Raw genomic sequence first — 26,916 nt, 5'->3', positions numbered from 1 at the left:
TGGATTACAACCCACCCATTAGGTAAATAGCAGTTCCCCAAATAAACAATGCCGAACATTTGTTGAATAGGTTCATTAAACCACCCTTACCATCCAGTTTCTTCATGACCATACCAGCCAGCGTTAATCCTAGAAACCAAATCCAAGATACCGTGATACAAGCGATTGTGAAAAAAACCTGTTCTGTTCCTGCATATTTCAATGCACTTGTCCCGATAACCCCAACAGTATCTAAAACGGCATGAGGATTTAATAATGAAACGGATAAGGCGAAAAAAATCTGTTGACGGATGGATAATGCTTTATTCGTATTAGTTGTAGTTGGTACACTCTTCCAAATTGCGTATCCCATGTATACTAAAAAGAGAATGCCAGCCGTCATTAGGATTAGCCGTAACCATTCGAATTGTAATACAATTGCGGACACCCCGAAAACCGCCAAAAGGATTAACAATGTATCACATAACGAAGCAGTGATGGTCGCCGGAAGTGCTTGAAAGATATGGGGCTGGGTGGCTCCTTGTGAAAATACAAATACATTTTGCACACCCAAAGGTAAAATAAGTCCGAAGGCTAAAATCATTCCATGGAGAATGCTTTCCAAATCAATCACCCCCATTTCTAGTCTCAAGATGCCTATGATTCGTTGGAATACATTTTTGCACAGAGCTCAACCGAATGGGTAAACAGCACAGTGAATCAAGTATTCATAAATTAAATTAACATAAGATCATGTTATTTTATCAAAAAATTTTTAACGGGTAGTGGTTTTCTTTAGGGAAATGGTGGTTCGTATATTTATAAAGGGGGATCTGATGCGAGTTTAGGGATTTTGAAACAGTTGCAAGAAGGGCTGAAAATTATTTTTCTGCATGTAATAGTTTTATACAACGAAAGTCCTTAATGGAATTCCCCTCAATATTTTGCTAGAATAGAAGGAACTGAATTGTTTAACAATAGATAATATTGCCCCAGGGGGAGAAGCCATGAAGTCAACAGACTATGATCCAAAACTGCGTGAATGTTTACGTGAGTGGAACGACAAAACGAAGAGGAAAATTATTGTTTTGGATGATGATCCGACGGGTGTGCAGACGGTGCAGGATATTGAAGTTTTGACAGAATGGAATAAGGATCTTTTGCGCGAAGCTTTCCGCCAGCCGCATGCTGTCTTCTATATTCTGACGAATACAAGGAGTTTCGCTGCTGAAGAAACGGAAAGAATTAATCGAGAGATTGCTAGAAATGTGGTTGAGGTGGCGAAGGAAGAAAACACAGATTTTGAATTTATCAGCCGCAGTGATTCTACCTTGCGAGGTCATTATCCCCTGGAAATAGACGTATTGGCAGATGAAGTGTTTCTTCAGACCGGAAGAACATATGATGGTCATTTGATTATTCCTGCCTTTTTTGAAGGCGGAAGGATAACGAGAGACAACATCCACTTTGTGAAGGATGGAGAAAAACTAATCCCGGCGAATGAAACCGAGTTTGCAAAGGACCCGGCTTTTGGCTTTACACATGCTCACTTAGGCCAATGGGTGGAGGAAAAATCCGAAGGGAGATTCCGTAAAGGCGATTGTGTCTACGTTTCCCTTGAACAGATGCAACAGGGAGCTGAAGCCGTACAAGGGATTCTAACCGAGATCACACGCAATAAACCAGTCATTATTAATGCAACGAGCTATGAAGATCTAGATGTATTATCTTTAGCTCTTAAAAGGGTAGAGGAAAAAGGGAAACGTTTCCTTTTTCGGACGGCGGCATCTTTTGTGAAATCATATGGAGGGATTGGTGTTCAACCTTTCCTTTCCAAAGAGAGAATGCTCACCCTGGGAACTGAGACACACGGCGGGCTGATCATTGTTGGCTCACATGTACAGAAAACAACGCGACAATTGCAAGCGCTTTTGGATGGAAAACAGGTTTCCCCAGTTGAAATGAATGTAGAAAAAATATTAAATCAAATGCAAAGAGACCAAGAAGTGGGGCGCTTGATTGATCAAGTAAATAAGCTAATAAAAGATGGACAAGATACGGTTCTTTACAGCAGTCGTAAATTAATTACGGCCTCCAGCAAGGAAGATAATTTAAGTATCAGTCAAAAGGTTTCCACTGCTCTCACGGATATCGTACAGGCTCTTCAGATTGCGCCTAAATTTATTATTGCCAAAGGAGGAATCACCTCCAGTGATGTAGCAACGAAGGGATTATCGATTCGTAAGGCGAAAATTCTTGGACAGGCAGCGGCTGGTATCCCCGTTTGGTTAACTGGGGAAGAAGCAAAATTCCCTAATGTCCCCTACATAGTATTTCCAGGGAATGTCGGAACAGATCAGACCTTAAGGGAAATTGTGCAAACTTTGTCTGGCAAATAACTAACCGTAAAAAAGACCGGGCATAGCCCGGTCTGTCCTATTTATTCAAAATGCTGTCCTTTAATGATCCCACTTTAGCTAATGCCTCACTAATATCAGATTCACTTACGTTGAAGTGTGCCAGAGCATCATGAAGGTGGTTTACAATGGCTTGGAAATGAACGGGTTGCAGATTCATTCCTTCATGCGCCTTCTCCATCGAAAGTCCCGAATATTGATGTGGTCCACCTAAGGCAAAGCTGATAAATTTGGTCTGATGGCTGCGTTGTTTTTCCATATCTGTGTTTAGGAAAAACTGATTTACCGTATCATCTGCAAGGACTAATTCATAAAAGTAATCCACAACTTTACGAATGGCATCTTCTCCGCCGATTTTTTCATAAGTTGTTAAAGTTTGAGGCATCCCTTTTTCCCCCTTTTAATTTTTGTTCCTATTGTATTATTGCGATAATGAATTTTTTATATCAGTACCAAAAAGAGGGTTCACCCCCTCTTTTCCCCTGCATAAAGCCCTTACTTCAATCAAAAAATAGGATCGAAAATGGAATCGAGAATAACGATAAAGTGAGGGGTAGTGAATGGGAAGTTACACTTGTCATTACTGTGACCATCCAACAGAAAGCATCCATCAGGTGACGTTTTACCAGGAACAAGAGGAACAGAACGAGTTGCTTTGTGATTCATGTTATGAAGAATGGCTGATGTCCCTTAGGGAATAATCTAGGGGAAAAGCGTTAGGAACTTGTAATCATTGACGATTATGCTAAAATAGTGAAAAGTAATTTTTTAGATTTCATGTTTTCTAGGGTTCCGCAGTTTATCTGGACTGGACCGAGAGAAAACTCACAGCTTTCATTGGCTGTGTACACGGAGGGATAAAAGCCCGGGAGAATGACCATATGGTCTTCTTCTGGGCTTTGCTGTTTCTTTCGGTAAATTTTTAGAGGGAGAGAGTTAAACAATGAACAAAAATTGGCTGCTCGTTTTTATTGCTGCTCTATTTGAAGTGATGTGGGTCATTGGGTTAAAGCATGCACAAGGGGTGCTTGGTTGGGCAATCACACTCATTGCCATTATTGTTAGTTTTGGTTTACTGATCTATTCCGGAAAGAAGTTGCCAACGAGTACGGTTTATGCGGTATTTGTGGGATTAGGGACTGCAGGAACGGTTACAAGTGAGATGGTTTGGTGGGGAGAGCCGTTTGAGTGGCTAAAGGTTGGGTTGATCGCCGTCCTGCTGACAGGAATTATTGGTTTAAAGTTAGTGACACATGAGACAGAAGAAACCGAAAGAGGGGAAGGTGAAGCAAAGTGAACTGGGTGATTCTGATTGTTGCCGGAGTATTTGAAATGGTCGGGGTCATTGGGATTACAAAAGTGAACCAATCTCCATCTGTAAAGTCCTATTTGATCATGTTTGGAGGCTTCGTATTGAGTTTTTCCTTTTTATCGCTTGCAATGAAAGGGATTTCGATGGGAACCGCCTATGCGGTTTGGTCTGGAATTGGTACGGTGGGAAGCACATTGGTTGGAATGTATCGGTACGGGGAACCCAAAGATGCGCGTAGATTGTTTTTTATCGCGATGATTATCGGATCCGTAGTAGGGTTAAAGCTAATCAGTTAATTTTTTTACGGGCGTGACGTTCTAACGATGTGTTCGTCATTCTACGTAGAGACACACAGAAACTGGCCAGTGGATGATGTCGCGTGGGGAGGTTTATAGATGGGTATGGCGATAAAAAAAGAACATACTGCTGAAGATCCCGAGATGATTCAAAATGAGTCCTATGAAGACAGGGATTTTAGTGAATTATATGATGAATATTTTGACCGTATCAATCGCTATCTGCGGAGCCGGGTCCATAATATGTGGGATGCTGATGACCTAACTACGGTCGTGTTTATGAAGGCCTTAGAGAAATTTCATCAGTACGACCGAAGAAACCTTTTTGCCTCCTGGATTTTTCGCATTGCCCACAATACATTTATCGATTATCTTCGCAAGGTCAAGGAGTATCCAATGGAGCCTGGGGAATGGATGAACGGGAGCCATGAGGATCATGATGATACGTGGCAACCGGAAAAAAACTTGCTGAACGACGAACAAGTCTATTTTCTTCACGAAAAAATGGAGCAATTAACCCAGGACCAAAGGGATGTATTATCGCTTCGTTACTTTGGTGATTTAAAAATTAGCCAAGTCGCCGAGGTGTTGGGCAAAACAGAATCCTCAGTAAAGATGATTTCCCATCGTGGACTTCGTCAGCTGCAGAAACTGTATGAAATGGAGGGACAGGGATGAGCGGTGGGCAGAAAGAAACCATGGATAAATTCAAACAATCTTCTGATGTGGAACGTGATCCCACAATCGCAAAGCTGTTGGTTCATTTGAAAACCATGAGGGAAGCAGTTCCTGTCAATTATCAGCTAAAGAAAGACCTAAAGCAAAAGCTGTTAGCCCAAATGCAGCAAATGGGGAATGTAAATAAAGCACAGGTACCGGTAATACAAAACAGATCAAAACGAACTAGACGTTGGGTGACATCAATTGCTTTAGTAACAGCGGTTATTATGGTAAGTGTCCTATGGAAGACCATGCAGGGACCCGCGGTAGAGGATCTCAAACCTTTTCCTGTTCAGGGCGAATTTGTCGACGCAGATCTATCCCCAGATGGAAAACAGATTATTCTCCTTACCAAAGAATCTTTACTTGTTTACGATACGAAGGGACAGAAAATCAATTCGATCCCACTGCCTGAACAAAGTGAGGTTGATTCTGTCGCTTATTCTCCCTTGGGACAAGAGGCGGCGTTTATCCTTCGCGACCAGCAAAGATCGGAAATTTGGGCGGCCAACTTGTACGGTGGCGCAAAAAGACTCATTTATGATGCGGAGAATGTCCCGATTCAAAGCTTAAATTGGTCATCTGATGGGAAGTGGCTCTACGTGCAGAAAGGCGAGGAAATATGGAAGCTAAGTACCAATTCCACACAGGCTATGCATATAGGTCAAGGGTTGCGACCTTCTGTATCACCTGGTGGAAACCATATTGCAATAGAACAGAACGGCGAAATCGTTGTACTTAGCGAAAAAGAGAAACAAGTGAAAAAGATAGGAAAGGGTGAAAAAGCACAGTGGATCAATGAAAAATGGCTGGTTTTCTTTGATTCGGCTAAGCAAGACTTGGTTGCTGTGAATCCTCTAGAAGCGAGTACAAAGCAGGTGCCGCTTGGCTTGTCCGGTAAACTTCATGGTTTACCTGGCGAATTGCATTCTTCTGTGGATGGATCTCAAATCATCATGATCGGACATGAGAATAAGAATGAGATTTCAGTCTATACGGGGACTTCTAGATGGCGTTAAAGGGGGAGGGAAGAAAGTGAAGAGAAACCTTATTAGTCTATTGACCCTATTATTTGTTTTGTTGCTAGGAACAGGGGCCTATGCGGAGAATAGGCAAGCAGATATTGAGGGAACAGTGGAAATTCCACTCGCCGGGGTTTATAAGAGCAATAATATGGTTCGTTTGAATGTCCATTTAAAAAATAATGGTGAAGCCTTTTCCGGCTATATGATCATTAAACAGATGAATCCCAATGCAAGTGAAATCCCTACCATGAAAAAGGAGATCACCCTGCAAAGCGGGGAAGAAAAATCGGTTCACCTAAACGTTCCGGGTGAAAATTTAAATGGACAAGTGGCAGTCGGATTGGTTAAAAGGGATATGGTTGTTGCGCAATTTCCTGTTGCTCAAAGCAGTAATTATAATGATTTGGTTATTGGCGTCCTTTCCGAAAATCCGGAAGCGTATGATTTCCTTAATCTTGTAAAGCCTTGGGAGCAGCGGAACACCATTGTAAAACCGTTAACAGCGGAAGATATGCCGGAAGAATCCTGGATTCTGAACAATTTGGATATCCTTGCTTTGGGAGAAATCCCGAAGGATCTAACAGAGTTGCAGAAAGAGGCAATCAAAGAGTGGGTACAAAGTGGCGGAATCCTAATCGTATCTGGCGGAAAATCATTTGGAACTGCAAAAGCTTCCTTTGGGGAAGTGTTGCCTGTTACTTCAACAGAGCTCGCTCAGCGTCCGTTAACGGAATTAGCGGAATGGGCCAGGGTTGATCCGCCTGTTCCCAACGTTCCAGCCTTAAAAGAGTTGCCAACCCTTTTCCATACTGAAGATCAGGGGGCGGGAAAGGTTCTTGTTGTGGCTTATGATATTTCACAAGAGCCCCTGGCTACCTGGCAGGGAAATAAAGAAGTATGGCTTAAAATTTTTCAAGAATCGCTTCTCCCTTCCTTAAACGGTTATGAGGCGGGGCCTATGCTTGATATGAATTATGGGGTTGTTGAACTTAGTTATATGATTCCTGGGGTGACCTCGCCGAACTTAGCTTTTATTGCTTTAATATGGTTGCTTTACATCTTCATTGTCTCCCCAGTTCTCTATTACTATTTAAAAAGAAAGGATAAACGAGAGGTCGCCTGGGTTGTGATTCCTCTCCTATCCATTGGATTAACGGCAGGCGTCTATTTTTTCGGAAAATATCAGGTGGCCAAAACAGATACGACCCATACGGCTTCCATGGTGAATATTTTCAATGACCATTTTGCTAAGGTAGATAGTGCAATTTCCTTGTTAATGGTGAATGGTGGAAACTATGCCTTGCAACCAAACGATAACAGCCTATATATTCCGGGTAACGGGTTGGGGCGTCCTGACCTATCTAATCCAGTAATAATAAAGGAAAACGGGAATATCGCTTATGAAAATGTACCTTATCTATCGACCCAGCTTGCCTATGCGAAATCTGTAAGAAATGATGTTGGAAGCTTTGAAACAAAGCTATATGTAGAGGATAACCGGCTAAAAGGAAGGATCCAAAATAATACCGCGCTTGATCTTCAGGATGTCGTGATAAGAATGGGGATGCAGGAGTTTGCGATTGGTGCGTTAAAAAAGGGACAGCAAATGGAGATCGACCACCCTTTCCAAAAGATCTATATGTCCCTGCCGGAACCGGCGGATCGAAGTAGAATAAAAGAACAAACACGTCTTGACAGGCTTCAATCCTTAGCCCAATCGACAGCATGGGAGTGGGGCAAGGCATCTTCGCAACCGATTCTGATCACAGGGGTTAGTAGTGATCAGGGCTTTGATCCGTTTGATGTTCTCGATCGGTCTGAAATTCACCACTATTCCACCTTGGTTCGTCAACAAGCCAATCTATCTTCCCAACCAGGGGGCATGATTCTTTTTCCCTATGGAACATTACCAGCGAGAATGGGGGAGGCACAAGGATCGTGGAGCCAATTTGATCAAAATGTTTGGGAATTATCGGAAGGGTTTATCAACTTCGCGCTGAAGGTTCACCCGGACGGAATCGAAGTAAAACGGGTGGAGATTCCACTTAATGAAGCGCCGTATAAGCCGTTTGAGAAGAAGATCTATAATGTGGAGCAAGATCAATGGGAAGCGATTCGAACAGATGTGCCACTTGTTTTTGAAGGTGATGAATGGGCACCTTATATGACTTCCGGCGGGGAAATTGTGCTCCGTTTTAGAAATAAGACAGCACAAAACATCGTTCTTCCCGTCCCATATTTCCAAGTGGAAGGGGAGGAAAAGAATTGATTGAAACACAAGGATTAACGAAAAGATATGGAAAGCTTGAAGCCCTCAAGGATTTGAACCTGAAGATTGAACAGGGGAAAGTGTTTGGCTTTATTGGACCGAATGGAGCAGGAAAATCAACAACCATGATGATCCTCTCCACACTGCTCCGACCCAGTTCGGGGAAGGCGTATGTCGGAGGCTTTGACGTGGAGAAGAATCCACGGGAGGTTAGACAATTAATTGGATATATGCCCGATTTTTTTGGTGTATATGATAATCTGAAAGCTATTGAATATCTTGATTTTTATTGTGGGGCTTACCAGATCCCAGAGAGAAAGAGAACAGCTTTAATTGCCGATCTATTAGAGTTGGTCAATTTATCGGGCAAGGCCGACAGCTATGTCGATTCGCTCTCACGCGGAATGAAGCAGCGTTTGGGTTTGGCCCGTTGTCTGGTGCATGACCCAAAGGTGCTGATTCTCGATGAACCGGCTTCCGGATTGGACCCACGGGCAAGAATTGAAATGCGGGAAATTCTCAAAGAACTTCGCGCAATGGGGAAGACAATTATCATTAGTTCACATATCCTTCCTGAACTAGCGGAGTTATGTAATGATATTGGTGTGATTGAGAAGGGAAAATTGATCGCCTACGGTTCCGTGGGGGATATGACGGTGGGGGTAAAAGGCATCTCGATTATGCAGCTGAAGGTCCTGGATCAAGCAGAAGCTGCTGAGAAAATCCTAACCGATTCTCCTTTTGTGAAAAGAGTGGATAACAAAAATCGTTATTTTCGTTTTCAATTTACCGGAAGCGATGTGGACAAGGCAGCCTTGTTAGCTAATCTCTTAAGTCAGGGAATTCCGGTCGTTAGTTTCTCTGAGGCGAAGGAGAATTTGGAAGACGTCTTCCTGGCGATTACAGAGGGGGTGGGCAGTTAATGAGGGGTTTTTTGACCAATCCTGTGATTATTAAAGAATTAAGAGAGCGTTTTCGAACTGGAAAAACCGCTTGGATACTCGGAAGTTATTTATTTGTGATGGGCGCGATTCTGTTTGGAGTCATTTATGTAGAAACTGCAAACAAGGTCTATTTTCGGCCGGGGGAGAGTAGGGAAATTTTCATTCTGTTAACGGTGATCCAACTCGGTATGATTGGTTTCATCGCCCCAGCATTAACCGCAGGAACAATCAGCGGGGAAAGGGAAAGGCAGACATTGAATGTCTTGTTGACGACCCACTTGACCCCTTTTTCCATCGTATCCAGCAAGATGCTCACATCGCTCCTTTTTATTAGCCTTGTGGTTTTATCTTCCTTACCGTTATACAGCTTTGTGTTTTTATATGGCGGAATTTCACCAGTGCAGCTGATTAAAATATTTTGGTTTTTCTCTGTTAATATTATTTTCTTTGGCAGTCTAGGGGTATTCTGTTCCGCACGCTTTAGACGAACGGGAGTAAGTACAATTATTTCCTACGGGCTGACCTTTCTTGTTGGGGTGGGAACGGCTTTGATCACTTTCTTCCTTTGGCAATTTTTTGAGATGATGGAGTGGAAAGCCGTTGATTCTGACCTATTTCCTTTTTTATTTAGTATAAATCCGGGATTTGTCTTGGCGGAAATTATCGGGGAAAAGGTTGTTCCTCCCTCACTGACCTATTTTATGGAGCCTTGGATTTTATTCAGCATCCTCTATTTAGGACTGAGTGTTTTCTTGTTGGGATGGGCTACAAGGGTTTTAAATCCGCTGCGGAAGAAGAGACTGGGTTAGCAAGAAAAATCCCCTCTACAACTTTACAGTAGAGGGGATTTTTGTATTATTGTTTAGGCTAGTAGCCTACTTTTTTGCTTGGGACATAAAAGGCAACCGCGTCTAATTCGTTAAGGGGAATGGTTAAGACTTTGGATTGTTGCTTGTTTGAGAATGTTTTTATTTCTAGAATATTGTCACGAACAGCTAAAAGATTTCCCATAATCTTTCGCTGGCGCCATTCTACCCAGATCTTTGAGCCTATTAATGGTCTCAACGATTCCTCACTAAAGTCATCCATCACTTGATCCTCCTTCTAGAATACATTACGCATGAACCATTCGATTGGTATAAGCGAATGTCAGTCCTTCACAAAAATGGTTCTTTTATTGACGAAGTGTGGCCGCTTTTCTATACTAAGATAATGATTACGAATACGGCTTGGATGAGTCGTTTCAGGAGGAAAAGATATTGAATACATATCAACGAAATATAACAATCGCACTGTTGATTGCAACGTTTTTGTCCGCAATTGAGGTGACTATTGTAAGTACTGCGATGCCTGTCATTGTAAACAAGCTTGGGGGCATGGACTTAATTAGTTGGGTTTTTGCAGTTTACCTTCTTACTTCTGCCGTTACAACCCCGATTTTCGGAAAACTTTCTGATTTGTTTGGACGGAAAATGATATTTATGGTAGGAGTGTCTTTATTCTTACTCGGTTCAGCGCTTTGCGGGTTTTCACAGACCATGGAGCAGTTGATTTGGTTTCGTGCTCTGCAAGGGATCGGTGCAGGTGCCTTGATGCCAACCACCTTTACCATCATTGGAGATATCTTCGACTATGAACAGCGGGCGAAGGTACAGGGGTTATTCAGTGCGATCTGGGGGATTGCGGGGATATTTGGACCACTTGTCGGTGGTTTTTTTGTAGATTATTTAACTTGGCATTGGATTTTCTTTATCAATATTCCATTTGGTCTGGTATCCATGCTGTTGTTAGGACGGTCTTTGAAAGAAAGCAGTGAAAAGAAGGAGAGAATCATCGATTACAGTGGGGCGCTGACCTTTACGATCGGGATGACCGCTTTACTCTATGCCCTTCTTTCTGGTGGAAATGAAATTCCTTGGAATTCTAAGGCAATGTATTTTCTTTTTGGGGTTGCTCTCGTATTTCTGGCACTTTTTATCCGCATTCAATTACGGCATCCAGAACCAATGGTTCCGCTTGGTCTATTTAAGTACAGGGATTTGGCGGTTTCCAATTTGGTCAGCTTTTTTATGAGTGCCATTTTGATCGGATTAACTGCGTATCTTCCGCTCTGGATTCAGGGGGTGTTAGAGATGGGCGCTACTTCTTCTGGACTTACACTAACTCCGATGTCGCTTGGCTGGCCCATTGGTGCGGTGTTGAGTGGAAGATTACTGGTTCGTCTAGGTGCTCGCTCGATCTCCTTGTTAGGGACAGTTTTGGTTGCTATTGGTTCCTTGGCTTTAGCCTTGGTTACCGCTGCGACTGCAAACTGGGTTTTGGTTGTCATTATGTTTTTTGTAGGTCTTGGGTTTGGCTTGTCATTTACAGTATTTACCGTCGTTGTACAGTCTGCAGTAGGCTGGAATATGCGTGGGGCAGCGACATCCTCCAATACGTTTTTGCGGATCTTGGGACAGACATTAGGCATTGCTGTTTTAGGAACGGTGTTAAATCAACATATTGGAGCTTATTCAGCTTCTGGTGAGCAGGTTCCACCCGATATTCTTGCTGGCGGATTACATATGGTATTTGTTATTCTTGCCGGAATAGCTATTGTGAGTGCCCTGTTTACAGGGCTGATTCCAAAGCACAAGCCACAGGACGAAAAGAAACAGGCATCTTAAAAAGGGGGGCGCTTATAGCGCCCCAGCTTTCCCTCCATCAATATTAACAGAAGTTCCAGTCACATAAGAGGCTGCGTCGGAAACGAGGAAGGAAATCACCCTCGCCGCTTCGTCCGTATCGCCAATCCTCCCGAGCGGGATTTGGTGCTTTGGTTCCCTTGCATACTCTTCCCAGGTAAGTGAAGGAGCTTCCATTTGCCATTTACGTTCGATCTGGTCGCTGCGAATTAGCCCAATACATACTGTGTTCACGCGTATATTCGAAGGCCCAAGATCCTTGCTCATCGCCTTCGTTAAAGCCATCCCGGCAGCACGGCTAACCGTTGTCGGCAAGGAAGAAGCACTCGGTGTTTTCGCAATCGAGGCTGTTACATTGACAATCGCCCCGCCACCAGCTTGACGCATATAAGGAATAGCCGCTCGTGAGCAGTTGATGGCCCCGAATAATTTGAGATCGAGATCCTGCTGCCAAAGTTCTGCGCTTACCTCTTCAAATGGATGGGCCGATGAGGTTCCGGCATTGTTCACAAGGATATCCAATTTTCCAAAATGCTTCGCTGCTTGATCAATCGCACGTTGGCAATCTTCTTTCGAAGAGACATCGGCTTGAATAATCAGCACATCAACTCCTGCCTCTTCTCGGATCTTGTCCGCTGCTTCCCTTAATGCTTGTTTACTTCTTGCACAAATGGCCACCTCGGCCCCTTCTTTTGCGAGCTGTAGTGCTGTTTGCATGCCGATTCCTTTGCTTCCGCCAGTAACAACTGCTACTTTCCCTTTTAACCCCAAATCCATAAGGAATCTACCTCCTTTTTAACTCGTTATTTTTCATCCTTCCTATTATACATCCAATTCAGAAAATAAGCGATACATGTCCTTTTCCATCCAAATCAAGTTTAAGGATGAAGAAAAAGGGAAATATGAAAGGATGAGTCATTTTGAAAAGAGGTGTCCCTCTGTTTAAGATGTTGAGAAGAAAACAACTTACGAAAAAAGAGAATCAGTTGGAGACAACAAAGGACGCACATGGTTTTCCAATAGAAATTTTTCTTGACGTGCAAAAAAACATTGAAAACATCCAAAAAATATTAAATACCCCATCTGATTTAGTCACTCGGGAATTCACCGTTGGAAATACGAAACAACGTTGTGCCATTGTTTGCATTGATGGTTTAGTAGATCAAACGACTATAAACGATAAGATCATTAGAAATATCCAGCTCGGCATGGCCAATTCGGGGAAAGAGATTCCGGCTTCTGGTGAAGAGCTGCTGAAAGAATTTGAAAACCATGTACTGTCTGCAATCGAAGTGAAAAAATTGAATACACTCGATCAGGTCATGCAATCCGTCCTTTCCGGTGATACGGCTCTCTTTGTGCAGGGAACAGATCAGGTTTTATTAATTGGAAGTAAGGGATGGGCGTCCCGGGGTGTAAATGAACCGAGCACCGAGGCGTTGGTACGTGGTCCACGCGATGGCTTTACGGAAAATCTGCGCACAAATACTGCACATATTCGTCGGCATATTCGTGACCCCAATTTGCGCTTCGAAAACTTCTCGGTCGGAAGACGATCGAAAAAGGACCTAGTACTCACCTATATTGACGGGATCGTTCATCCAGATCTAGTGGGCGAAGTGAAACGCCGCATCAAAACCATTGATTTGGACGATGCACCAGAATCCGGTTTTATTGAACAATGGCTTGAAGACAGTTTTTTGTCTCCATTTCCAACATTGTCCCCTACGGAACGCCCAGATAAAGTTTGTGCTGCTTTAACTCAGGGAAAGGTAGGACTGCTATTAGATGGAACCCCGTTTGCGTTAGTTGCCCCGATTACCTTTGGCAATCTTCTACAATCGCCTGAAGATTATTATGAGAGATGGTGGGTAGGAACCTTTCTCCGGTTTCTGCGGTATTTCGGAGCCTTTCTTGCGGTATTTCTTCCGGGGCTTTATATTGCGCTTGTATCCTATCATCCAGGTATGATTCCTTCTAAACTGGCCTTTTCTATCGCGGCTGCTAGGGAGGGGGTCCCTTTTCCTGCTGTGATTGAAGCTTTAGTGATGATTACAGTGCTGGAGCTACTACGTGAAGCAGGGATTCGCCTGCCCAAACCAATTGGACAAACGATTGGCATCGTTGGCGGTTTGGTCATTGGAGAGGCAGCTGTTTCCGCAGGGATCGTAAGTCCCGTTATGGTTATTGTGGTTGCACTTACAGCAATTTCCTCCTTCTCTGTTCCATCTTATAGTTTAGCTATCACCTTTCGCATTTTGGTGTATGGCATGATGTTTTTAGCAGCTGGGTTTGGTCTCTTTGGGTTGATCTTAGGGTACATCATGATTAATATTCACTTGGTCAATTTAAAGAGCTTTGGAATTCCCTATTCGACCCCGTTTGCCCCAAGCTTTTATGCTGATTGGAAGGATTTGATTTTAAGGGCGCCGATTATGATGATTGGTAAACGCCCGATCATGATGCAGGTAGATGATGAAAAGAGGATGCGCAAGGGAGGAAAATCATGATGAAATCGTTTGAATATGGAGATGAAGAGATTGGTTCAAGAGAAATTCTCTATGCCGTTTCCTCCATGGTCATTGGGGTTGGAATTTTTGGCCTTCCGCGTACCGTTGGTTCTGTTACAAAAGGAAGTGATGGCTGGGTATCCATTCTTCTCGGGGGAGTGTTGGCATTATTTTTTGCCTGGTTAGTAGCAAAGCTTGCTTCCCGCTTTCCCCGGCAGACCTTTTTACAATACACAACTACTCTGGTTAGTAAACCAGTGGCAATTTTTCTTACCATATTGCTTGCCTTCCACTTAATGCAGTTCACTGCTTATGAAATGCGTACGGTTGCCAATATTTCCAAGGTTTATTTGTTTGACAGGACACCTGTAGAAGTAATTGCGCTTCTTTTTCTACTAGTTGTAACCTATGGGGTTGCTTGTTCTAGTGTAGGACTTTTTCGATTAAATTTGTTGTTCCTTCCGATTGTTCTGCTGATCGCAATCCTTCTGTTGATCATGAATATTGGTTACTTTGAACCAGGGAATTTAAAACCCGTGTTTTCAACAAAGTGGACAGGTTATTTCCAAGGGGCTAGGGAAACTCTTTTTGCTTTCCTCGGCTTTGAGATCCTTTTGGTATACATCGCCATGACAAATCAACCTGAGAAAACTCCAAAAGCCGTCATGATTGGGATGTCGATCCCACTTTTATTATATTTGTTTGTGTTTATTATAGTTGTTGGTGTTTTTGGTCATACAGCGATGATTCAATTAACAGACCCAACGATTGAGATTGCAAAAGAGGTGGAGGTGCCAGGTGAATTTTTTGAACGCTTTGAATCCCTTTTCTTTACGATTTGGATCATGACGATCTTTAACACTTCTGCATTGGCATTTGATGCTTCAGTGCTCGCTTTTCGATCCGTTTTTCCTAAGATCAAACGCGTATGGTTAATTTTTTTCTTAGCACCAATCATCTATCTGTTTGGCATGATGCCCCCAAATCTTATAAGAGTTTATGAAGTTGGGAATTGGCTTGGGTTTAGCGGGTTTATCTTTGCTATTCTAATGCCTACCATATTGTTTGGGATTGCGAAGCTAAGGGGGATCAAAGGAAATGCCTAAAACGCTATGGAAATACAGTTTGTTGATTTTGGTCGTTTTCCTTGGCGGGTGTTGGGATCGTGTAGAAATTGAAGAACGGGGGTTTGTCGTGGGGGCGGCGGTCGATTTTCCTAAAGAAGGTGACGAGGGAAACGAGATGGAAGAAGATGCAGCTAACAAGCCTCATGGAAAACATCGATATCTGCTTACTTTGCAATTGGTCGTTCCTGGCTCAATGTCGCAAGGTGCAAAAACCGGAGGTGGCGCAGGAAGCGGTGGCGATGCTTATTATAATATATCATCAGTAGGGGATACGATGTTTCAAACGGACCGACAACTGGCAAATCGCGTCAGTCGTTCCCCATTCTTTCCTCATATGAAGATTTTAATTATCTCAGAGGAGGTTGCCAGATCAGGACATCTGCCTGATATCATGGATTTCTTTCTGCGGGATTCGGAAATGCGCAGGGGAGTTAAAGTCATGATCTCGAAGGGAGAGGCTCGAGAGGTATTAGGCGTAAAGCCGGTGAACGAAAAGCTCCCTGCAATGTATATTGATTCTGTGACGGAAAATGAACGTAGCTCATCAGCCACACTCCCCGACCCTTTGCGAATCGGGGATTTAAATGAAAAACTACTAACCCGGGAAAGCTTTATTATTCCACGCATTAAATCAGCAGGTAAGGAAGTGAAAATTGGCGGTGTCGCTGTTTTTGAGGGCGAGGAAAATAAGATGGTGGAATGGCTTGGAGGGGAAGAGGTAATGGGGTTAGCCATTTTAAAAGGAACCCTAAAGGGTGGGGCGATCAATATCAACGTAGGGGATAATCTTGTCAGCTATGAGACTAAAGGTGATATCAAGCGAAAAATTAAAGCAGATATATCTGATAAGGAAAACATGAAGTTTATATTCACGATAGAGTCTGAAGGAATTATCACGGAGTCGATGGAAACCATCGATTACCTGAATGACCCTGCAAAATGGGTGCTTGTCCAAAATAGGGTGGCAGATGAAATGAAACGCATGGCCGAAAAAACGATTCGTAAATTACAAAAAGAGATGAAGCTTGATGTTATTGGTCTTAGCACTTATCTGGCACAGAATTATCCTGAACTATGGAAGTCAGTCGGCAAGGATTGGGATCATGGGGAAAATTACTTCTCCAAGGCTACGCTTCATGTTAAAGCGAGGGTTATTGTTCGTAACCCAGGTACGGTGAATCAAACAGAGCCTTTACAGGAGGATTAGGTGAAGTGTGGGAAAGAATCTACGGCTATGCACCTCCAGGTGCTATATTAATCTGTGCTATTTTATCCTTTGTAATTCCGGTCGCTGTCTACTACCTGAATCAAAAACTGCATGAATACGGCGACCCGCCATGGAAGAAGAAAGATAAGGAGGGGGAAGGCTCATAAGGCCCCCCTCAGTCATTTAACTGTGCCAACAATTTGCTGGCAACGACAACGCCCCGTCCTTGTCTTCTAGATGATATTTTATTTAGTTTAACCGTAGAGCGGTCAAGATGGTGTTTTACCTGAACAGGAGTTAAATGAGGTGCCCTTGATAGGAGAAGGGCACAAAGTCCGACAAGATGTGGGGTGGCCATGGAGGTTCCAGAGAGGACGTTGTATTTTGGGGGGGTGGGCCATGTGGAGAGAATATCTACCCCTGGCTGTACATAATTCAATGTCCGGCCAAAATTGCTGAATTCCGCCACCTTCCCTTTTCGATCAATTGCTCCAACGGCAAGAACCTCTTTATGTCCTGCGGGATAATCAAGTGTTTCCGCCGCATTTCCTGAAGAGGCAATCATCAAGATTCCATGTTTTAGGGCTTCTTTGATCGCTCTATGCAAAACGGTGCTGGTTTCCCTTGAGCCGAAACTCATATTGATTATTTGGATTTTATGATCAATCGCCCAATGGATGGCTTCCGCGATATCTGTTAAACTTGCACTTCCATCCTTGGAAAAGGCCTTTAAGGCATAGAGTTCTACATTCGGAGCTACCCCAACAACCCCGTAGTCGTTGTTAAGCGCAGCAACAGTGCCAGCCACATGGGTACCATGCCCATTCTGATCGATAAACGGACTTGTGCGATCAACGGTGTTTACTCCACCTTTGATATTCTCTCGCAGGTCAGGATGCTTGCCGTCAATCCCTGTGTCCAGAATACCTACGCGTACACCGCTGCCTGTTGATATTTTCCATACTTCTGGGGCTTTGACCGCGGAGACACCCCAAGGGGTAATCTGTTGGTTGGCGCTCACTGTTTCATGCAAATGATACTGGACATTACTTTCAATCGATACCTTTCGTTCATGTTCCTGATTTTCTGCCTGATTCATTCTCTCTTTAAGGTGATTATAATCGTCCTTCTCCATGGCACAACAGTGCCATCTTGGGTAATGTCTCATTCGTTTTCTTATTTTTTTAGGCAAATTAGTACAAAAATGAAGATATTCTTGTTCTTCATGGAAGCAAAGGATAATTGGGTCCACTTGTTTCATTATTTCCGCCCTCCGGCTTTTTGGTATATCCTATGAGCGGACGGTGGAATGGGTTAATTAATGATCCTGTAGGATTCGTTTTATCAAACTAATATTGTTCATTAATTAAACGAACATTTCGTACGATCCTTTGATATATTTTTTCATTTGGTAAACTTCGAAAAAGTTGGTGGCCTGGTGTCGTATTAACTTCCAAGATCCACACCTCTCGATTTGGATCAATGACCAAGTCGATCCCCAATTCCCGTAAACCGTGATATTTACTGGTTAGCTGGTCAGCGATGCGAAAACATAAGTCGCGGATGGCATCACGCAGACTTTTGATCTCCTCCTCTTCCATCTGCAGCGTTTGAGTAAGAGCTGTTTTAAAAGAAACACCCTTACCACCCAAAGCCATATTCGTCACGATACTGTTTTTTTCGCCCATTTTACCAACAATCCCTGAATATACCCATTTGTCTTTAGGCTTTTGCAGAAGCACGCGAAAGTCGATCGGATGCTCCTGGTAAGTTAGCAAAGAAACCCCTTGTTGAATAACAAATTTATAGTTTTTTGTCAATTGTTTTAGAATAGGAAGCATGTCTTCGAAAGTGAGAAATTCCCACTGGGCCTCACGTGTATGAAATAAATAGGAATCCTCAACATGGGTGAGTCGTATAATCCCTTGCCCTTTCATCCCATTATCGGGTTTAAGATACAGAACAGAGTAAAGAGATAACATATCCGTCAGATTTTCATAGGTAAGAGGCCGGGTATCCGGAATTCTGGCTTTGACTTGATCATCTTGCATTAATAGATGGGTTTTTGTCCATTTGCTGGCTACATATTGGTACTTACGCTGCTGGTACACAGAAATCCTCTCCTTAGGTCAGTTTATATACTATCATATGTGGCAATTGGAAATAGGGCATAGTCACTTGCCCAAGTTAGCAGAGTATCAGGAAAAAGAAAACGGTAAAAATAGTGAAAGGGAATGAAAGGAGAGGTTTTTCTGGATTTATTTTCTTCCTTTTCTGTTGAAGAGGTTTCCGCCTATTTGCAATCATTAGGGATGTGGGCAGCGTTAATTGGGGCTGGCTTAATTATTTTTCAAACATTTTTCCCAATCTATCCGTTTATCGTTGTGGCTGCTGCGAATGTCTTCGTGTTTGGGCTTTGGTGGGGATTTCTATTAAATTGGCTTAGCGCTGTCACCGGGGCTGTTTTCATGTTTTGGGCAGTTCGTACAATTGGGGCTGATTGGGCAAAGAAAAGGTTGGGAAGATATAAGGGCTCAAGAGCTCTTCAGGCGTACTTAGCCAGGAAAGGCTTTCAGACCATATTTTTACTCCGTTTATTCCCCATCATCCCGCCCATGGTCTTAAATCTTCTTGCTGGCCTTTCTCTCGTTGGCACAAAGGCTTACATCTCTGCAACATTAATAGGAAAATTGCCTGCAATCTGGATTCAATCATGGCTAGGGCATGATTTTTTTCATCTAAGTGAGGAAAACATGATTCGTTTTGTAGTCGTACTTGTTGTATTTCTGTTGGTACTATGGGTTGGCATGAAAATTGTGAAGAAAAAAATAAAGGTTTCATGAAAAACAGAGGGATGGGGAAGATAAACGATGTTGATTTTCAATTGATTTCCCTGGGGTGATTTCTTATGACGATCTATAAAAGGATTGCATTGCTTCTATGTTTACTCCCTCTGCTTTGTACGGATATCGAAGCAAAGGAAAATGCAACTGTAACAATAATGGTTAAATCTTCTCCTTACTCGGGATTTGTCAGTCATTTGGTGTTACAGGATCAATCATTTGTTAAAAGGTTAGTAAAAGGAATGAAACAAAGCAAAGGGCAGGGCGATTTACTCCCAGAACTTCCCTATGCCTATATAGAAATCACGCAAAAGGGAAAAACGGAAAGATATACAATTGGTTATTCTTTAAATTTATATCACTTTGAAACCGGTAAAAAGGTTTTGTTATCACAACCGTTAAAGGATGAACTGGAATCAAGTATCCTTCTCTTACGTAAACACCATTTTGGACGTGATGTAAGCTGGGAGGAGGCCAATCAACTATTTCCACGCATGGATTTTGCACAAGTGATTGATCTGGAGACAGGGCTTTCTTTCCGGGTTCAGCGAAGAGCAGGTAGTCAGCATGCAGATGTACAACCTGCTTCAGCAGAAGATACAGTGATCATGAAAAGGATTTATAATGGAAAGTGGAGTTGGAAACGAAGAGCAATCTTGATTAAAGTAAACGGAAAGATTTTGGCAGCATCCATGCATGGCATGCCACATGGTGGCGGTGCGATTACCTGGAATAACTTCCCAGGCCATTTTTGTATTCATTTCAAAAACAGTACGACACATCGAAGGAGCTACCCAGACCCCGGACATGATTTAATGGTAGATAAGGCATCAGGTCATATATTGCAAAAAATTGTACAGGGAACCCCTGATGAATTGATCCAAATTTTTCTTGCAGCAGCTCAAGAGCAAGATTACAGTATGATTCAATTAATGTTGAACCAAGCGGATGCAAAAAGTATTGATCGATTTATCAATCAACTACAGGATTTAGACGGATTTCGGCTGTACCGGGTTTGGACAAACCAACAAAGGCTATCTCCTTTATATGTGGAACAACAAGCAGATATTTTGATCAAGCGAAAAGGGGAGCAGGAAGAAAAAATCACCTTACCTTTTATCTTTTCTAGGACAAGCCTGTTGGAAAGATGGAAACTGGATATTCATTCCACATTGGATTTGTTGGATAAATAAAAAAAGGTGCGAAAGCACCTTTTTTATTTATCCTACCTTTTTCCCGCCCAATACTTTACCTATATAATTACCGGCGATTTCTACACGGTATTTACGATTGACTTGAATTTTTTCATACTCTTTCTTCTCGGTCATGAATGAGAAGGTCTGGGTTGTGCTGAAGCTAGCTCCCTTTTTTGCTTGGGAGAGGGTGACTCTTGCTGTGACCTGGTATGTTTTAACTTTGGGGAATTTTAATCCGGGACGGATCGGCTGTTTGACAATCTTTTTATTTAAAACAAAGATTTCCCGAACTTCCTTATGCGCGGAATACATTTTATTGAAATCATTTGTTCTTTGTTTCATTTTACGGTAAAGAAAATAATACGCAACCCCTAACACTACCAAAATTATAATCGTTGATGTCCACCAAGGCATTCCAAAATCCTCCTATTTCTAAAACTCATATAGAGTCATTGTACCTATAATAAAGGAGCTAACGCAACAAAAAAATAAACTTTCTTTCCGATTTGCATCCACTGTCCAATTGTCTTATAATTATAGTAGACAAACTTCAGGAATATTCCAACAACAATACTAAAAAAGGAGTGTTGTATGTGGAAGCAGATATGAGGTTAGACGAAGTCCGGAGTCGGTTGCAGCAGTTGAAGGTGAAGGGTGAGTCCTTAAGCAAAAAGAAAGTGAAGGAAAAGGATCCTCGTTTAATGAGAAACGCCTTGTTTTATTTTCCGTCTTGGGAGCACGCTGTACAAAGCATTGATGCATAATCATAATAATGAAAAGGCTGTCCAACTTGGGTCAGCCTTTTCTTTTTCTTTTGTAGGGAAGTGTAAACCTTTTCAAAGGACCTCAATCATTCTTCATCAATTCGACGAACAAGATAAAATAATTTTGAGGCAATAAAATTCGTGGTTTGATCAACATCATTCCGATCCAGCATTTGATTAATGATATGCTGAGGAACCATCCACTCACATTCATACTGGGTAAAACGATAAATCGCATCTCCCACTATTTCTGTAGAGATTCCCTGATCAGTTAATGCTGTTTGTAATACTTCTCTGGCGTACACCGGAGCACCCCCACAGGAATTTTATAGTATTTCAAGATTATTATACTACTTAAATGGGATCTTGTACGAAAACATTTTAACAAATTATTGAATAATGTTGCTTTTGTCTCTTCAAGGGATGATATTCCACTGAACGGTACATATTAAAGGGACAATAAAATAGGGGGGCGAACATGATGGATTTCTGGCAAGGGGACGTGAACCTGACTGTATGGGGCTTTATTGTTCGAGCGGTTGTGGCATATGCCTTCCTGTTTGGCATTATCAAATTCCTTGGCCAGCGAACGCTAAGCAATCTACAGGCCCAGGACTTTTTGTTTGCAATCGTGATTGGTGATGTGATTGGGGAACCGTTAGTTACTGGGGAAACTAATCTCACCGGACCATTTGCGGTAGCCTTAACATTAACGGGAATCCATTACCTAATTACTACTCTAGCTTTAAGATCACTAAAACTTCGCCGTTTTTTTGATGAGGAGCCGATCATCCTTATATCTAAAGGGAAAATCCTGAAAAATATGATGAAAAAATCAAAAGTTACATTAGACATGTTGCTAATGGCTGCGAGACTTAATAATATTTCCAAACTTTCCGATGTGGAAGTAGCAATCCTCGAACCAAACGGGGAAATTAGTATGTTGACAAAAGCGAAGGCAAATCCTATCACACTTGATGATTTGAATAAAAATATAGCTCCGTCAGAAGTAAAAATGCCAACAGTCCTTATTGAGGACGGGCATGTTCAAGAGGGAAATTTAATGAGAAATCAATTAACGGAAGACTGGCTAAATAATCAGCTAAAGGAAAACGGGATTGATGATGCAAGTAATGTTTTTTTAGCTCTGCTTGAGTCAGATGGAAACTTATATATAAGTAAACAAAAAGAACCCTATCGACAGTAGGGTTTTATTTAATCTCTTTCCACTTTTTAATTTTTTTTGCCAATTCCCAGTCGGGATGCGAAATAGGGGCGGAAAATAGGCGGAGAAATTCCTGAACCTGTTTTCGGAATCCAGCTTTATTACGAACCTCTTTGATAAAAAATTCTCGTTCCATCCCCAGCAGATTGCTAATCTGCTGAAGCATATGGGCTTCCCAAACTGCTTGAGCCCTGGTATTGGTTGCAGGGATATCGGGAAAACGAAAGAACCCTCTGCCAAATGTAAATGCGTCAGGATAAAAATAAGCATAAAATTCGGAGGGGGTTATACCGTTATCTAAAACCAGCTTCCTCGCTTGATGTCTGGCGATGGTATAGACACTTTCGGTTTGCGTAATTAGTCGAAACTGCTTTTCATCGAGAAAGCTTAACCAAACTTGACACCTTGCTCCTTTCATTGGCCCAAGAGTGGCAGGTAAGGCACCGTATTTTGCCATATAACTAGCATAAATCACATCCGTATCCCATATTCGTCCACGGATATGGATTGTTATATCACTAATTTGAGGATTTAAATGAAATTTATATTTAAGTTGCGCGAGGCATACATTGGATCCATAGCTTAACATGGGATAGCGATCAGGTAGTGGGGCAGCGCCCAATTGCTCAAGAAAAGCAGCAAGCGATTGCTTTTTGCCGTTATAGTTTAATTGAAGTTTATCCAGCGTTTGAACGCCGGATAAGGGAAATGCCTGATCTTTATAGTAGAGAAAAGAAGACGAAGGAGAAGGACCGGGATAGATATCCGGATGATCATAGGGTGACAGGTTTAAAGGTTTGTTGTGAGTGTACATTTTCCCTACCTCCCATATCTATACTTATTTATTTCTATGACAATTGATGTGCATTTATGTTCCTTTTTGTTATGATAGAGTGGGTGAATCGTAATGAATAAACAAACAATGAATAGAATTTTAGATACATTAAAAGACATGTTTCCAGATGCGCATTGTGAATTGAATCACAGCAATCCTTTCGAATTAACCATTGCCGTATTGCTTAGTGCCCAGTGTACTGATAAGAAGGTAAACCAAGTAACGGAGGAATTATTTAAAAAATACAAAACCCCATCAGATTACCTCTCCGTCCCGCTTAAAGAATTGGAACAGGATATTAAGCAAATTGGGTTATACCGAAGTAAGGCGAAGAACATCCAAAAACTTTGTCGAACTCTTCTTGAAGAGTATGGGGGCGAGGTGCCACAAAGTCATGATGCCTTGACAAAATTAGCAGGAGTAGGAAGAAAAACGGCAAATGTGGTGATGAGTAACGCCTTTGGCGTTCCTGCTATTGCCGTCGATACGCATGTGGAGCGGGTAAGCAAAAGGCTTGGAATTTGCCGCTGGAAAGATACTGTTTTAGAGGTTGAAAACAATTTAATGAAAAAGGTCCCTCGCGAAGAATGGACAGAGACACATCATCGCTTGATTTTTTTTGGTAGATACCATTGTAAAGCGCAAAACCCGTCCTGTGAGATCTGCCCTTTAAGCGATCTATGCCGTGAAGGGAAAAAAAGGATGAAATCGGCAAAGTAGCCGGTTCCATCCTTTTTCTTTTATACTTTACTGAAATTCTCAATGATTTGTTCGTACTCTTCTTCTTGTCCTACGTAGTCAACTGCTCTATAGTGCGAATGAACCCAATTCATTAATTCCGGTCTGGAGTGGAAGACGTGCTTTTCTTCGCCCCATTCGGTAGAGATCTCCCTCACTTCAATTTTTGTTCCCTTTACATCGACAAGAATCATATTCCAATTATCTTTTTTTAGAATTACGTGATGTTGCATTGATCCATCCTCTTTTCATTTGAAATTATGGTGTTTCCTCTCCAGCAGGCTGGCCGTTTAGGCCAACGTATTTATTGTATATATCAAAGATCCCCCGGGCAATGTATGTGGCTGAATTGGTCCCTTGACCGCCTTCAGGAACAATCACGGCCACTGCCAGTTTTGGATGATCAGCAGGAGCAAAGCCAATAAAAGTTGCATTTTCGACTCGACGATCTTTTTTCCATTTTCCTTCTTCATATTCAACAAACATATCTTGTTCGGATGTCCCTGTTTTTGCTGCTACAGTATATGGAAATCCTTGAAAAGGAATTGCTGCAGTCCCACCTGGCTGGGTAACCATTTTCATTCCTTGGTAGATAACCTTCCAATATTCTTCCGGGTACTCCGTTTTACTCAAAACATCCGGCTGCACTGTCTTTGATTTACCGTTTGTTTCAATTCGATCAACAATGTGTGGACGCAATCTTTTTCCTTTATTCGCAAGCGTCGCAGCATATTGGGCTAACTGCATGGCAGAATACTTTTCCTGCTGACCGAAAGAGGCTTGTACCAAGGCAAACAGGGTACTTACAGACTGACTTGTTGAGATATAATCCTCCACCCCCTTGCTTTCAAAAGGCAGGTTGACACCTGTTTTTATCCCCAGTCCAAACGCATGGTGGTACTTTTGAAATGTTTTTAAGGAACTTTTATTTTGCTCATATAATAACTCACCAATCCTCGCCATATAGGTGTTCGAGGATTTTTGCAGGGCCTTTTGAGGTGTCAATAGCCCCAAATCTCGTCTACTGGCATTCGTAATTGTATCTGACCCTTTTCCGTAGCGATAAACTACGGCGTCTTGCCATTGATCGTTCGGGGTGATTAGCTTTTCATTTAAAGCCATTAAAACAGTTAAAGGTTTAATAACTGAACCGATCGGCGAAATGGAAAGTGGATGTCCTTCTGCCTCTTTATAAGGGAGCGGACGGGCATCGTAAGGAGCCGGTCGAATCGTTCCGTTGATAATAGAAAATTGGATGTCATTATATTTTTCCTGGTCCACGCCCTGCACCCATAGATTTGGATTATAATCTGGGAAACTAACGATCGAGGCAATTTTCCCCGTTTCGGTTTCAATAGCCACTGCATAAGCATTTTTCACTACACGGGCACTTGGAGGAGTGCGTGGATTTTTCCGCAGACTCTCCAGGTAATTGGCAATAAATTGTTGTGTTTCTAACTGCACTCGATGGTCAAAGGTCAAATACAGATTACTGCCCGGCTTTGGTTTGCTTACAGAAAGCTCTTCAAGCAATGTCCCACGGGCGTTTACAAGTAATTTCTTGCTCCCGTTTTCACCCATCAGTTCATCTTCATAACTGAATTCCACACCATCCATCCCAACATATTGGTTGGGAACGTAAATATCTTTTTTATCTTTATAGTAGTCTCCTGTTGCACTGGCTGTTTCAGCTACCGCATAGGGTCTGACATACCCAATCGTTTGCACCGATGGGTATTGGTTGTCAAAAGCATGATATTGTCTTATCGGTTTTACAACGACGTCGATCCCTTTTAGTTCTGTCCGTCTTTCTGAAAGAATCGACATTTCCTTCAAGGTAATATCGAATTTCAAGTCTTTTTCCAAAAACTTAGGATCCTTACGAATAACAGCCTCACCTTTCTCATTAAATCCAGTGTCCATCTTTTTAATGATATCTTCTTCCGTCATGGTTAAAAGGGGTGAAATTTTTTTGGCCAATTTCAAAATATAATCCTTTGTCATCCAATCTTCCTCACGAAAGACGGCTGTATAGGATACTTTATTGTCAACTAGCACCTGTCCACCTTTATCTAAGATCTTCCCTCTCGGGGCAGCAATCGGAATCGTTTGAATTGACTTTTCATTGGCGATCTTTAAATATTCTTCCCCTTTAGCAATCTGGACAATGGATAAACGGAGGATGAGGGCAGCAAAAAAGACAAAAACGACAGTAAACAACAGTTGGACTCTGCGGGAGATTTTTGTTTGTTGTTCTTTTTGTTTATCCTCATTATTAAAGGTTTCCATTGCGATTCCTTTCTATCTTTTTTTATACCTTAGTATTTTAACTGATTCCCTTCTTCATTTCCAATTAAACAACGATTAAAGTTGGCTACGATCCAACAAGGGAATCTGAAGTAAGATAATTCGAAAAAAGGGCGAATTAGACCGAGGGTTTCTTGCATAGTATATAAGACCAAAAAAAAGTTAGGACCTGAGGGAAAATGAATTAGAGGGTGAGAGGATTATGAAAACGAAGGTTCGTTTCAAAAAGGGTGACACGGTCAAGGTCATCAATCCTAATAACCATTTCTATGATGAAGTAGCCGAAATCCTCATGTTTGATGAATTTACGAATAAGTATCTTTTGCAATTTAATAACGGCTATAAATGTGAAATGTACCATTATGATTTGGTGAAACATCTATCACATCGAGAACAGCGTGAATTGCAGAAAGCACATCTATTTCAAATGGCTGACCTTGCCCTGAACGTTAAAGACAAAGAATGGTTTGAAAGAATTACCAAAAGATTAAAGGAATTCCGAGATTAGTGCATGTTAT

At 42.1% G+C, this 26,916-nt stretch carries 31 protein-coding genes and 1 riboswitch; of the genes, 20 read left to right on the top strand and 11 right to left on the bottom strand.

Annotation, left to right across the window (positions count from 1 at the left end; all coding sequences use genetic code 11):
• Positions 1 to 4: 4 nt before the first annotated feature.
• Entirely contained in the window at positions 5 to 604 is a 600-nt protein-coding gene (locus tag J2Z37_RS18660; RefSeq protein ID WP_209811812.1) for a LysE/ArgO family amino acid transporter, read from the bottom strand.
• Between the two features lie 382 nt (positions 605 to 986).
• On the opposite strand from J2Z37_RS18660, the gene J2Z37_RS18655 reads away from it, so the two are divergent.
• On the top strand, positions 987 to 2,378 hold the full coding sequence (locus J2Z37_RS18655; RefSeq protein WP_209811811.1) for a four-carbon acid sugar kinase family protein: 1,392 nt from the start codon (positions 987 to 989) through the stop codon (positions 2,376 to 2,378).
• A 37-nt stretch (positions 2,379 to 2,415) separates the two neighbouring features.
• On the opposite strand, the gene J2Z37_RS18650 is transcribed toward J2Z37_RS18655, so the two are convergent.
• The gene (locus tag J2Z37_RS18650; protein WP_209811810.1) at positions 2,416 to 2,781 is read right to left on the bottom strand and encodes a group I truncated hemoglobin; all 366 of its coding nucleotides are present in this window, start codon (positions 2,779 to 2,781) and stop codon (positions 2,416 to 2,418) included.
• 175 nt (positions 2,782 to 2,956) lie between these two features.
• On the opposite strand from J2Z37_RS18650, the gene J2Z37_RS18645 reads away from it, so the two are divergent.
• From J2Z37_RS18645 to J2Z37_RS18610, 8 genes are all read left to right on the top strand, one after another.
• Positions 2,957 to 3,097: a hypothetical protein gene (locus J2Z37_RS18645; RefSeq protein ID WP_209811809.1), complete on the top strand. Its 141-nt coding sequence runs from the start codon at positions 2,957 to 2,959 to the stop codon at positions 3,095 to 3,097.
• A 72-nt stretch (positions 3,098 to 3,169) separates the two neighbouring features.
• Positions 3,170 to 3,270: riboswitch (guanidine-I (ykkC/yxkD leader) on the top strand.
• A 69-nt stretch (positions 3,271 to 3,339) separates the two neighbouring features.
• The gene (locus J2Z37_RS18640; RefSeq protein WP_209811808.1) at positions 3,340 to 3,693 is read left to right on the top strand and encodes a DMT family transporter; all 354 of its coding nucleotides are present in this window, start codon (positions 3,340 to 3,342) and stop codon (positions 3,691 to 3,693) included.
• Positions 3,690 to 4,004, top strand: a complete 315-nt coding sequence (locus J2Z37_RS18635) for a DMT family transporter (RefSeq protein WP_209811807.1) — start codon at positions 3,690 to 3,692, stop codon at positions 4,002 to 4,004. The genes J2Z37_RS18640 and J2Z37_RS18635 overlap by 4 nt, the downstream gene beginning before the upstream one ends.
• Positions 4,005 to 4,103: 99 nt before the next feature.
• Positions 4,104 to 4,682: an RNA polymerase sigma factor gene (locus J2Z37_RS18630; RefSeq protein ID WP_209811806.1), complete on the top strand. Its 579-nt coding sequence runs from the start codon at positions 4,104 to 4,106 to the stop codon at positions 4,680 to 4,682.
• Positions 4,679 to 5,743 carry a hypothetical protein gene (locus J2Z37_RS18625; RefSeq protein WP_209811805.1) on the top strand — a complete coding sequence of 355 codons (1,065 nt, stop codon included), beginning with the start codon at positions 4,679 to 4,681 and terminating at the stop codon, positions 5,741 to 5,743. Before J2Z37_RS18630 ends, J2Z37_RS18625 begins: the two co-directional genes overlap by 4 nt.
• Before the next feature lie 16 nt (positions 5,744 to 5,759).
• A complete protein-coding gene (locus J2Z37_RS18620; protein ID WP_209811804.1) occupies positions 5,760 to 8,018 on the top strand; it encodes a hypothetical protein in 2,259 nt (752 codons plus the stop codon).
• The gene (locus J2Z37_RS18615; protein WP_209811803.1) at positions 8,015 to 8,941 is read left to right on the top strand and encodes an ABC transporter ATP-binding protein; all 927 of its coding nucleotides are present in this window, start codon (positions 8,015 to 8,017) and stop codon (positions 8,939 to 8,941) included. Before J2Z37_RS18620 ends, J2Z37_RS18615 begins: the two co-directional genes overlap by 4 nt.
• Positions 8,941 to 9,771, top strand: coding sequence for an ABC transporter permease (locus J2Z37_RS18610; RefSeq protein WP_209811802.1), 831 nt, complete (start codon positions 8,941 to 8,943; stop codon positions 9,769 to 9,771). The genes J2Z37_RS18615 and J2Z37_RS18610 overlap by 1 nt, the downstream gene beginning before the upstream one ends.
• Positions 9,772 to 9,829: 58 nt before the next feature.
• Here J2Z37_RS18610 and J2Z37_RS18605 read toward each other — a convergent pair whose 3' ends face one another.
• Positions 9,830 to 10,051 (bottom strand): hypothetical protein, encoded by a 222-nt coding sequence (locus J2Z37_RS18605; RefSeq protein WP_209811801.1) that lies wholly within the window; start codon positions 10,049 to 10,051, stop codon positions 9,830 to 9,832.
• A gap of 170 nt (positions 10,052 to 10,221) precedes the next feature.
• Here J2Z37_RS18605 and J2Z37_RS18600 point away from each other — a divergent pair, with 170 nt between their 5' ends.
• Positions 10,222 to 11,628: an MDR family MFS transporter gene (locus J2Z37_RS18600; protein WP_209811800.1), complete on the top strand. Its 1,407-nt coding sequence runs from the start codon at positions 10,222 to 10,224 to the stop codon at positions 11,626 to 11,628.
• Between the two features lie 12 nt (positions 11,629 to 11,640).
• On the opposite strand, the gene J2Z37_RS18595 is transcribed toward J2Z37_RS18600, so the two are convergent.
• A complete protein-coding gene (locus J2Z37_RS18595; RefSeq protein WP_209811799.1) occupies positions 11,641 to 12,423 on the bottom strand; it encodes an SDR family NAD(P)-dependent oxidoreductase in 783 nt (260 codons plus the stop codon).
• A gap of 143 nt (positions 12,424 to 12,566) precedes the next feature.
• On the opposite strand from J2Z37_RS18595, the gene J2Z37_RS18590 reads away from it, so the two are divergent.
• From J2Z37_RS18590 to J2Z37_RS18575, 4 genes are read left to right on the top strand one after another with little or no spacing between them, the layout of a single operon-like run.
• Positions 12,567 to 14,156: a spore germination protein gene (locus J2Z37_RS18590; RefSeq protein WP_342453854.1), complete on the top strand. Its 1,590-nt coding sequence runs from the start codon at positions 12,567 to 12,569 to the stop codon at positions 14,154 to 14,156.
• On the top strand, positions 14,153 to 15,262 hold the full coding sequence (locus J2Z37_RS18585; RefSeq protein ID WP_209811798.1) for a GerAB/ArcD/ProY family transporter: 1,110 nt from the start codon (positions 14,153 to 14,155) through the stop codon (positions 15,260 to 15,262). Before J2Z37_RS18590 ends, J2Z37_RS18585 begins: the two co-directional genes overlap by 4 nt.
• Entirely contained in the window at positions 15,255 to 16,490 is a 1,236-nt protein-coding gene (locus J2Z37_RS18580; protein ID WP_209811797.1) for a Ger(x)C family spore germination protein, read from the top strand. The genes J2Z37_RS18585 and J2Z37_RS18580 overlap by 8 nt, the downstream gene beginning before the upstream one ends.
• A 5-nt stretch (positions 16,491 to 16,495) precedes the next feature.
• Positions 16,496 to 16,657 carry a hypothetical protein gene (locus J2Z37_RS18575; protein WP_209811796.1) on the top strand — a complete coding sequence of 54 codons (162 nt, stop codon included), beginning with the start codon at positions 16,496 to 16,498 and terminating at the stop codon, positions 16,655 to 16,657.
• A gap of 8 nt (positions 16,658 to 16,665) precedes the next feature.
• On the opposite strand, the gene J2Z37_RS18570 is transcribed toward J2Z37_RS18575, so the two are convergent.
• Together J2Z37_RS18570 and J2Z37_RS18565 are read right to left on the bottom strand one after the other, a co-directional pair.
• Positions 16,666 to 17,751: a S8 family peptidase gene (locus tag J2Z37_RS18570; protein ID WP_209811795.1), complete on the bottom strand. Its 1,086-nt coding sequence runs from the start codon at positions 17,749 to 17,751 to the stop codon at positions 16,666 to 16,668.
• Positions 17,752 to 17,839: 88 nt separating this feature from the next.
• Positions 17,840 to 18,601: a YheC/YheD family protein gene (locus J2Z37_RS18565; protein WP_209811794.1), complete on the bottom strand. Its 762-nt coding sequence runs from the start codon at positions 18,599 to 18,601 to the stop codon at positions 17,840 to 17,842.
• 123 nt (positions 18,602 to 18,724) lie between these two features.
• On the opposite strand from J2Z37_RS18565, the gene J2Z37_RS18560 reads away from it, so the two are divergent.
• A complete protein-coding gene (locus J2Z37_RS18560; protein WP_209811793.1) occupies positions 18,725 to 19,333 on the top strand; it encodes a TVP38/TMEM64 family protein in 609 nt (202 codons plus the stop codon).
• A 65-nt stretch (positions 19,334 to 19,398) separates the two neighbouring features.
• Positions 19,399 to 20,526: a hypothetical protein gene (locus J2Z37_RS18555; protein WP_209811792.1), complete on the top strand. Its 1,128-nt coding sequence runs from the start codon at positions 19,399 to 19,401 to the stop codon at positions 20,524 to 20,526.
• A 27-nt stretch (positions 20,527 to 20,553) separates the two neighbouring features.
• On the opposite strand, the gene J2Z37_RS18550 is transcribed toward J2Z37_RS18555, so the two are convergent.
• Positions 20,554 to 20,943 carry a hypothetical protein gene (locus J2Z37_RS18550; protein WP_209811791.1) on the bottom strand — a complete coding sequence of 130 codons (390 nt, stop codon included), beginning with the start codon at positions 20,941 to 20,943 and terminating at the stop codon, positions 20,554 to 20,556.
• 179 nt (positions 20,944 to 21,122) lie between these two features.
• Between J2Z37_RS18550 and J2Z37_RS18545 the strand changes: the two genes are divergently transcribed.
• Positions 21,123 to 21,293, top strand: coding sequence for a hypothetical protein (locus tag J2Z37_RS18545; RefSeq protein ID WP_209811862.1), 171 nt, complete (start codon positions 21,123 to 21,125; stop codon positions 21,291 to 21,293).
• A gap of 86 nt (positions 21,294 to 21,379) precedes the next feature.
• Here J2Z37_RS18545 and J2Z37_RS18540 read toward each other — a convergent pair whose 3' ends face one another.
• A complete protein-coding gene (locus J2Z37_RS18540) occupies positions 21,380 to 21,598 on the bottom strand; it encodes a hypothetical protein (protein WP_209811790.1) in 219 nt (72 codons plus the stop codon).
• A gap of 176 nt (positions 21,599 to 21,774) precedes the next feature.
• Here J2Z37_RS18540 and J2Z37_RS18535 point away from each other — a divergent pair, with 176 nt between their 5' ends.
• Positions 21,775 to 22,500, top strand: coding sequence for a YetF domain-containing protein (locus J2Z37_RS18535; protein ID WP_209811789.1), 726 nt, complete (start codon positions 21,775 to 21,777; stop codon positions 22,498 to 22,500).
• 4 nt (positions 22,501 to 22,504) lie between these two features.
• Here the strand turns inward: J2Z37_RS18535 and J2Z37_RS18530 are convergent, their stop codons facing one another.
• Positions 22,505 to 23,332 (bottom strand): hypothetical protein, encoded by an 828-nt coding sequence (locus tag J2Z37_RS18530; protein WP_209811788.1) that lies wholly within the window; start codon positions 23,330 to 23,332, stop codon positions 22,505 to 22,507.
• A gap of 93 nt (positions 23,333 to 23,425) precedes the next feature.
• Here J2Z37_RS18530 and nth point away from each other — a divergent pair, with 93 nt between their 5' ends.
• Positions 23,426 to 24,073, top strand: coding sequence for an endonuclease III (gene nth / locus J2Z37_RS18525; RefSeq protein ID WP_209811787.1), 648 nt, complete (start codon positions 23,426 to 23,428; stop codon positions 24,071 to 24,073).
• 20 nt (positions 24,074 to 24,093) lie between these two features.
• Here the strand turns inward: nth and J2Z37_RS18520 are convergent, their stop codons facing one another.
• Positions 24,094 to 24,324: a hypothetical protein gene (locus J2Z37_RS18520; protein ID WP_209811786.1), complete on the bottom strand. Its 231-nt coding sequence runs from the start codon at positions 24,322 to 24,324 to the stop codon at positions 24,094 to 24,096.
• A gap of 25 nt (positions 24,325 to 24,349) precedes the next feature.
• Positions 24,350 to 26,380, bottom strand: coding sequence for a peptidoglycan D,D-transpeptidase FtsI family protein (locus tag J2Z37_RS18515; RefSeq protein ID WP_209811785.1), 2,031 nt, complete (start codon positions 26,378 to 26,380; stop codon positions 24,350 to 24,352).
• A gap of 220 nt (positions 26,381 to 26,600) precedes the next feature.
• Between J2Z37_RS18515 and J2Z37_RS18510 the strand changes: the two genes are divergently transcribed.
• Complete coding sequence (locus J2Z37_RS18510; protein WP_209811784.1) at positions 26,601 to 26,906, top strand: hypothetical protein; 306 nt, start codon at positions 26,601 to 26,603, stop codon at positions 26,904 to 26,906.
• The last annotated feature ends 10 nt before the right edge of the window (positions 26,907 to 26,916 follow it).

This window comes from Ammoniphilus resinae, from assembly GCF_017873965.1.
Taxonomy (GTDB): domain Bacteria; phylum Bacillota; class Bacilli; order Aneurinibacillales; family RAOX-1; genus Ammoniphilus_A; species Ammoniphilus_A resinae.
The sequence above is the reverse complement of the archived record's forward strand: the minus strand, read 5'-3'. Positions and strand labels throughout refer to the sequence as shown.

Excerpts from the sequence above, each read along its gene's own strand:
- J2Z37_RS18625 (WP_209811805.1), top strand. The coding sequence starts at position 4,679 with ATGAGCGGTGGGCAGAAAGAAACCATGGATAAATTCAAACAATCTTCT.
- nth (WP_209811787.1), top strand. The coding sequence starts at position 23,426 with ATGAATAAACAAACAATGAATAGAATTTTAGATACATTAAAAGACATG.
- J2Z37_RS18520 (WP_209811786.1), bottom strand. The coding sequence starts at position 24,324 with ATGCAACATCACGTAATTCTAAAAAAAGATAATTGGAATATGATTCTT.
- J2Z37_RS18570 (WP_209811795.1), bottom strand. The coding sequence starts at position 17,751 with ATGAAACAAGTGGACCCAATTATCCTTTGCTTCCATGAAGAACAAGAA.
- J2Z37_RS18515 (WP_209811785.1), bottom strand. The coding sequence starts at position 26,380 with ATGGAAACCTTTAATAATGAGGATAAACAAAAAGAACAACAAACAAAA.
- J2Z37_RS18645 (WP_209811809.1), top strand. The coding sequence starts at position 2,957 with ATGGGAAGTTACACTTGTCATTACTGTGACCATCCAACAGAAAGCATC.
- J2Z37_RS18595 (WP_209811799.1), bottom strand. The coding sequence starts at position 12,423 with ATGGATTTGGGGTTAAAAGGGAAAGTAGCAGTTGTTACTGGCGGAAGC.
- J2Z37_RS18630 (WP_209811806.1), top strand. The coding sequence starts at position 4,104 with ATGGGTATGGCGATAAAAAAAGAACATACTGCTGAAGATCCCGAGATG.
- J2Z37_RS18655 (WP_209811811.1), top strand. The coding sequence starts at position 987 with ATGAAGTCAACAGACTATGATCCAAAACTGCGTGAATGTTTACGTGAG.
- J2Z37_RS18510 (WP_209811784.1), top strand. The coding sequence starts at position 26,601 with ATGAAAACGAAGGTTCGTTTCAAAAAGGGTGACACGGTCAAGGTCATC.
- J2Z37_RS18585 (WP_209811798.1), top strand. The coding sequence starts at position 14,153 with ATGATGAAATCGTTTGAATATGGAGATGAAGAGATTGGTTCAAGAGAA.
- J2Z37_RS18550 (WP_209811791.1), bottom strand. The coding sequence starts at position 20,943 with ATGCCTTGGTGGACATCAACGATTATAATTTTGGTAGTGTTAGGGGTT.
- J2Z37_RS18530 (WP_209811788.1), bottom strand. The coding sequence starts at position 23,332 with ATGTACACTCACAACAAACCTTTAAACCTGTCACCCTATGATCATCCG.
- J2Z37_RS18560 (WP_209811793.1), top strand. The coding sequence starts at position 18,725 with ATGAAAGGAGAGGTTTTTCTGGATTTATTTTCTTCCTTTTCTGTTGAA.
- J2Z37_RS18610 (WP_209811802.1), top strand. The coding sequence starts at position 8,941 with ATGAGGGGTTTTTTGACCAATCCTGTGATTATTAAAGAATTAAGAGAG.
- J2Z37_RS18535 (WP_209811789.1), top strand. The coding sequence starts at position 21,775 with ATGGATTTCTGGCAAGGGGACGTGAACCTGACTGTATGGGGCTTTATT.
- J2Z37_RS18605 (WP_209811801.1), bottom strand. The coding sequence starts at position 10,051 with ATGGATGACTTTAGTGAGGAATCGTTGAGACCATTAATAGGCTCAAAG.
- J2Z37_RS18640 (WP_209811808.1), top strand. The coding sequence starts at position 3,340 with ATGAACAAAAATTGGCTGCTCGTTTTTATTGCTGCTCTATTTGAAGTG.
- J2Z37_RS18650 (WP_209811810.1), bottom strand. The coding sequence starts at position 2,781 with ATGCCTCAAACTTTAACAACTTATGAAAAAATCGGCGGAGAAGATGCC.
- J2Z37_RS18580 (WP_209811797.1), top strand. The coding sequence starts at position 15,255 with ATGCCTAAAACGCTATGGAAATACAGTTTGTTGATTTTGGTCGTTTTC.
- J2Z37_RS18555 (WP_209811792.1), top strand. The coding sequence starts at position 19,399 with ATGACGATCTATAAAAGGATTGCATTGCTTCTATGTTTACTCCCTCTG.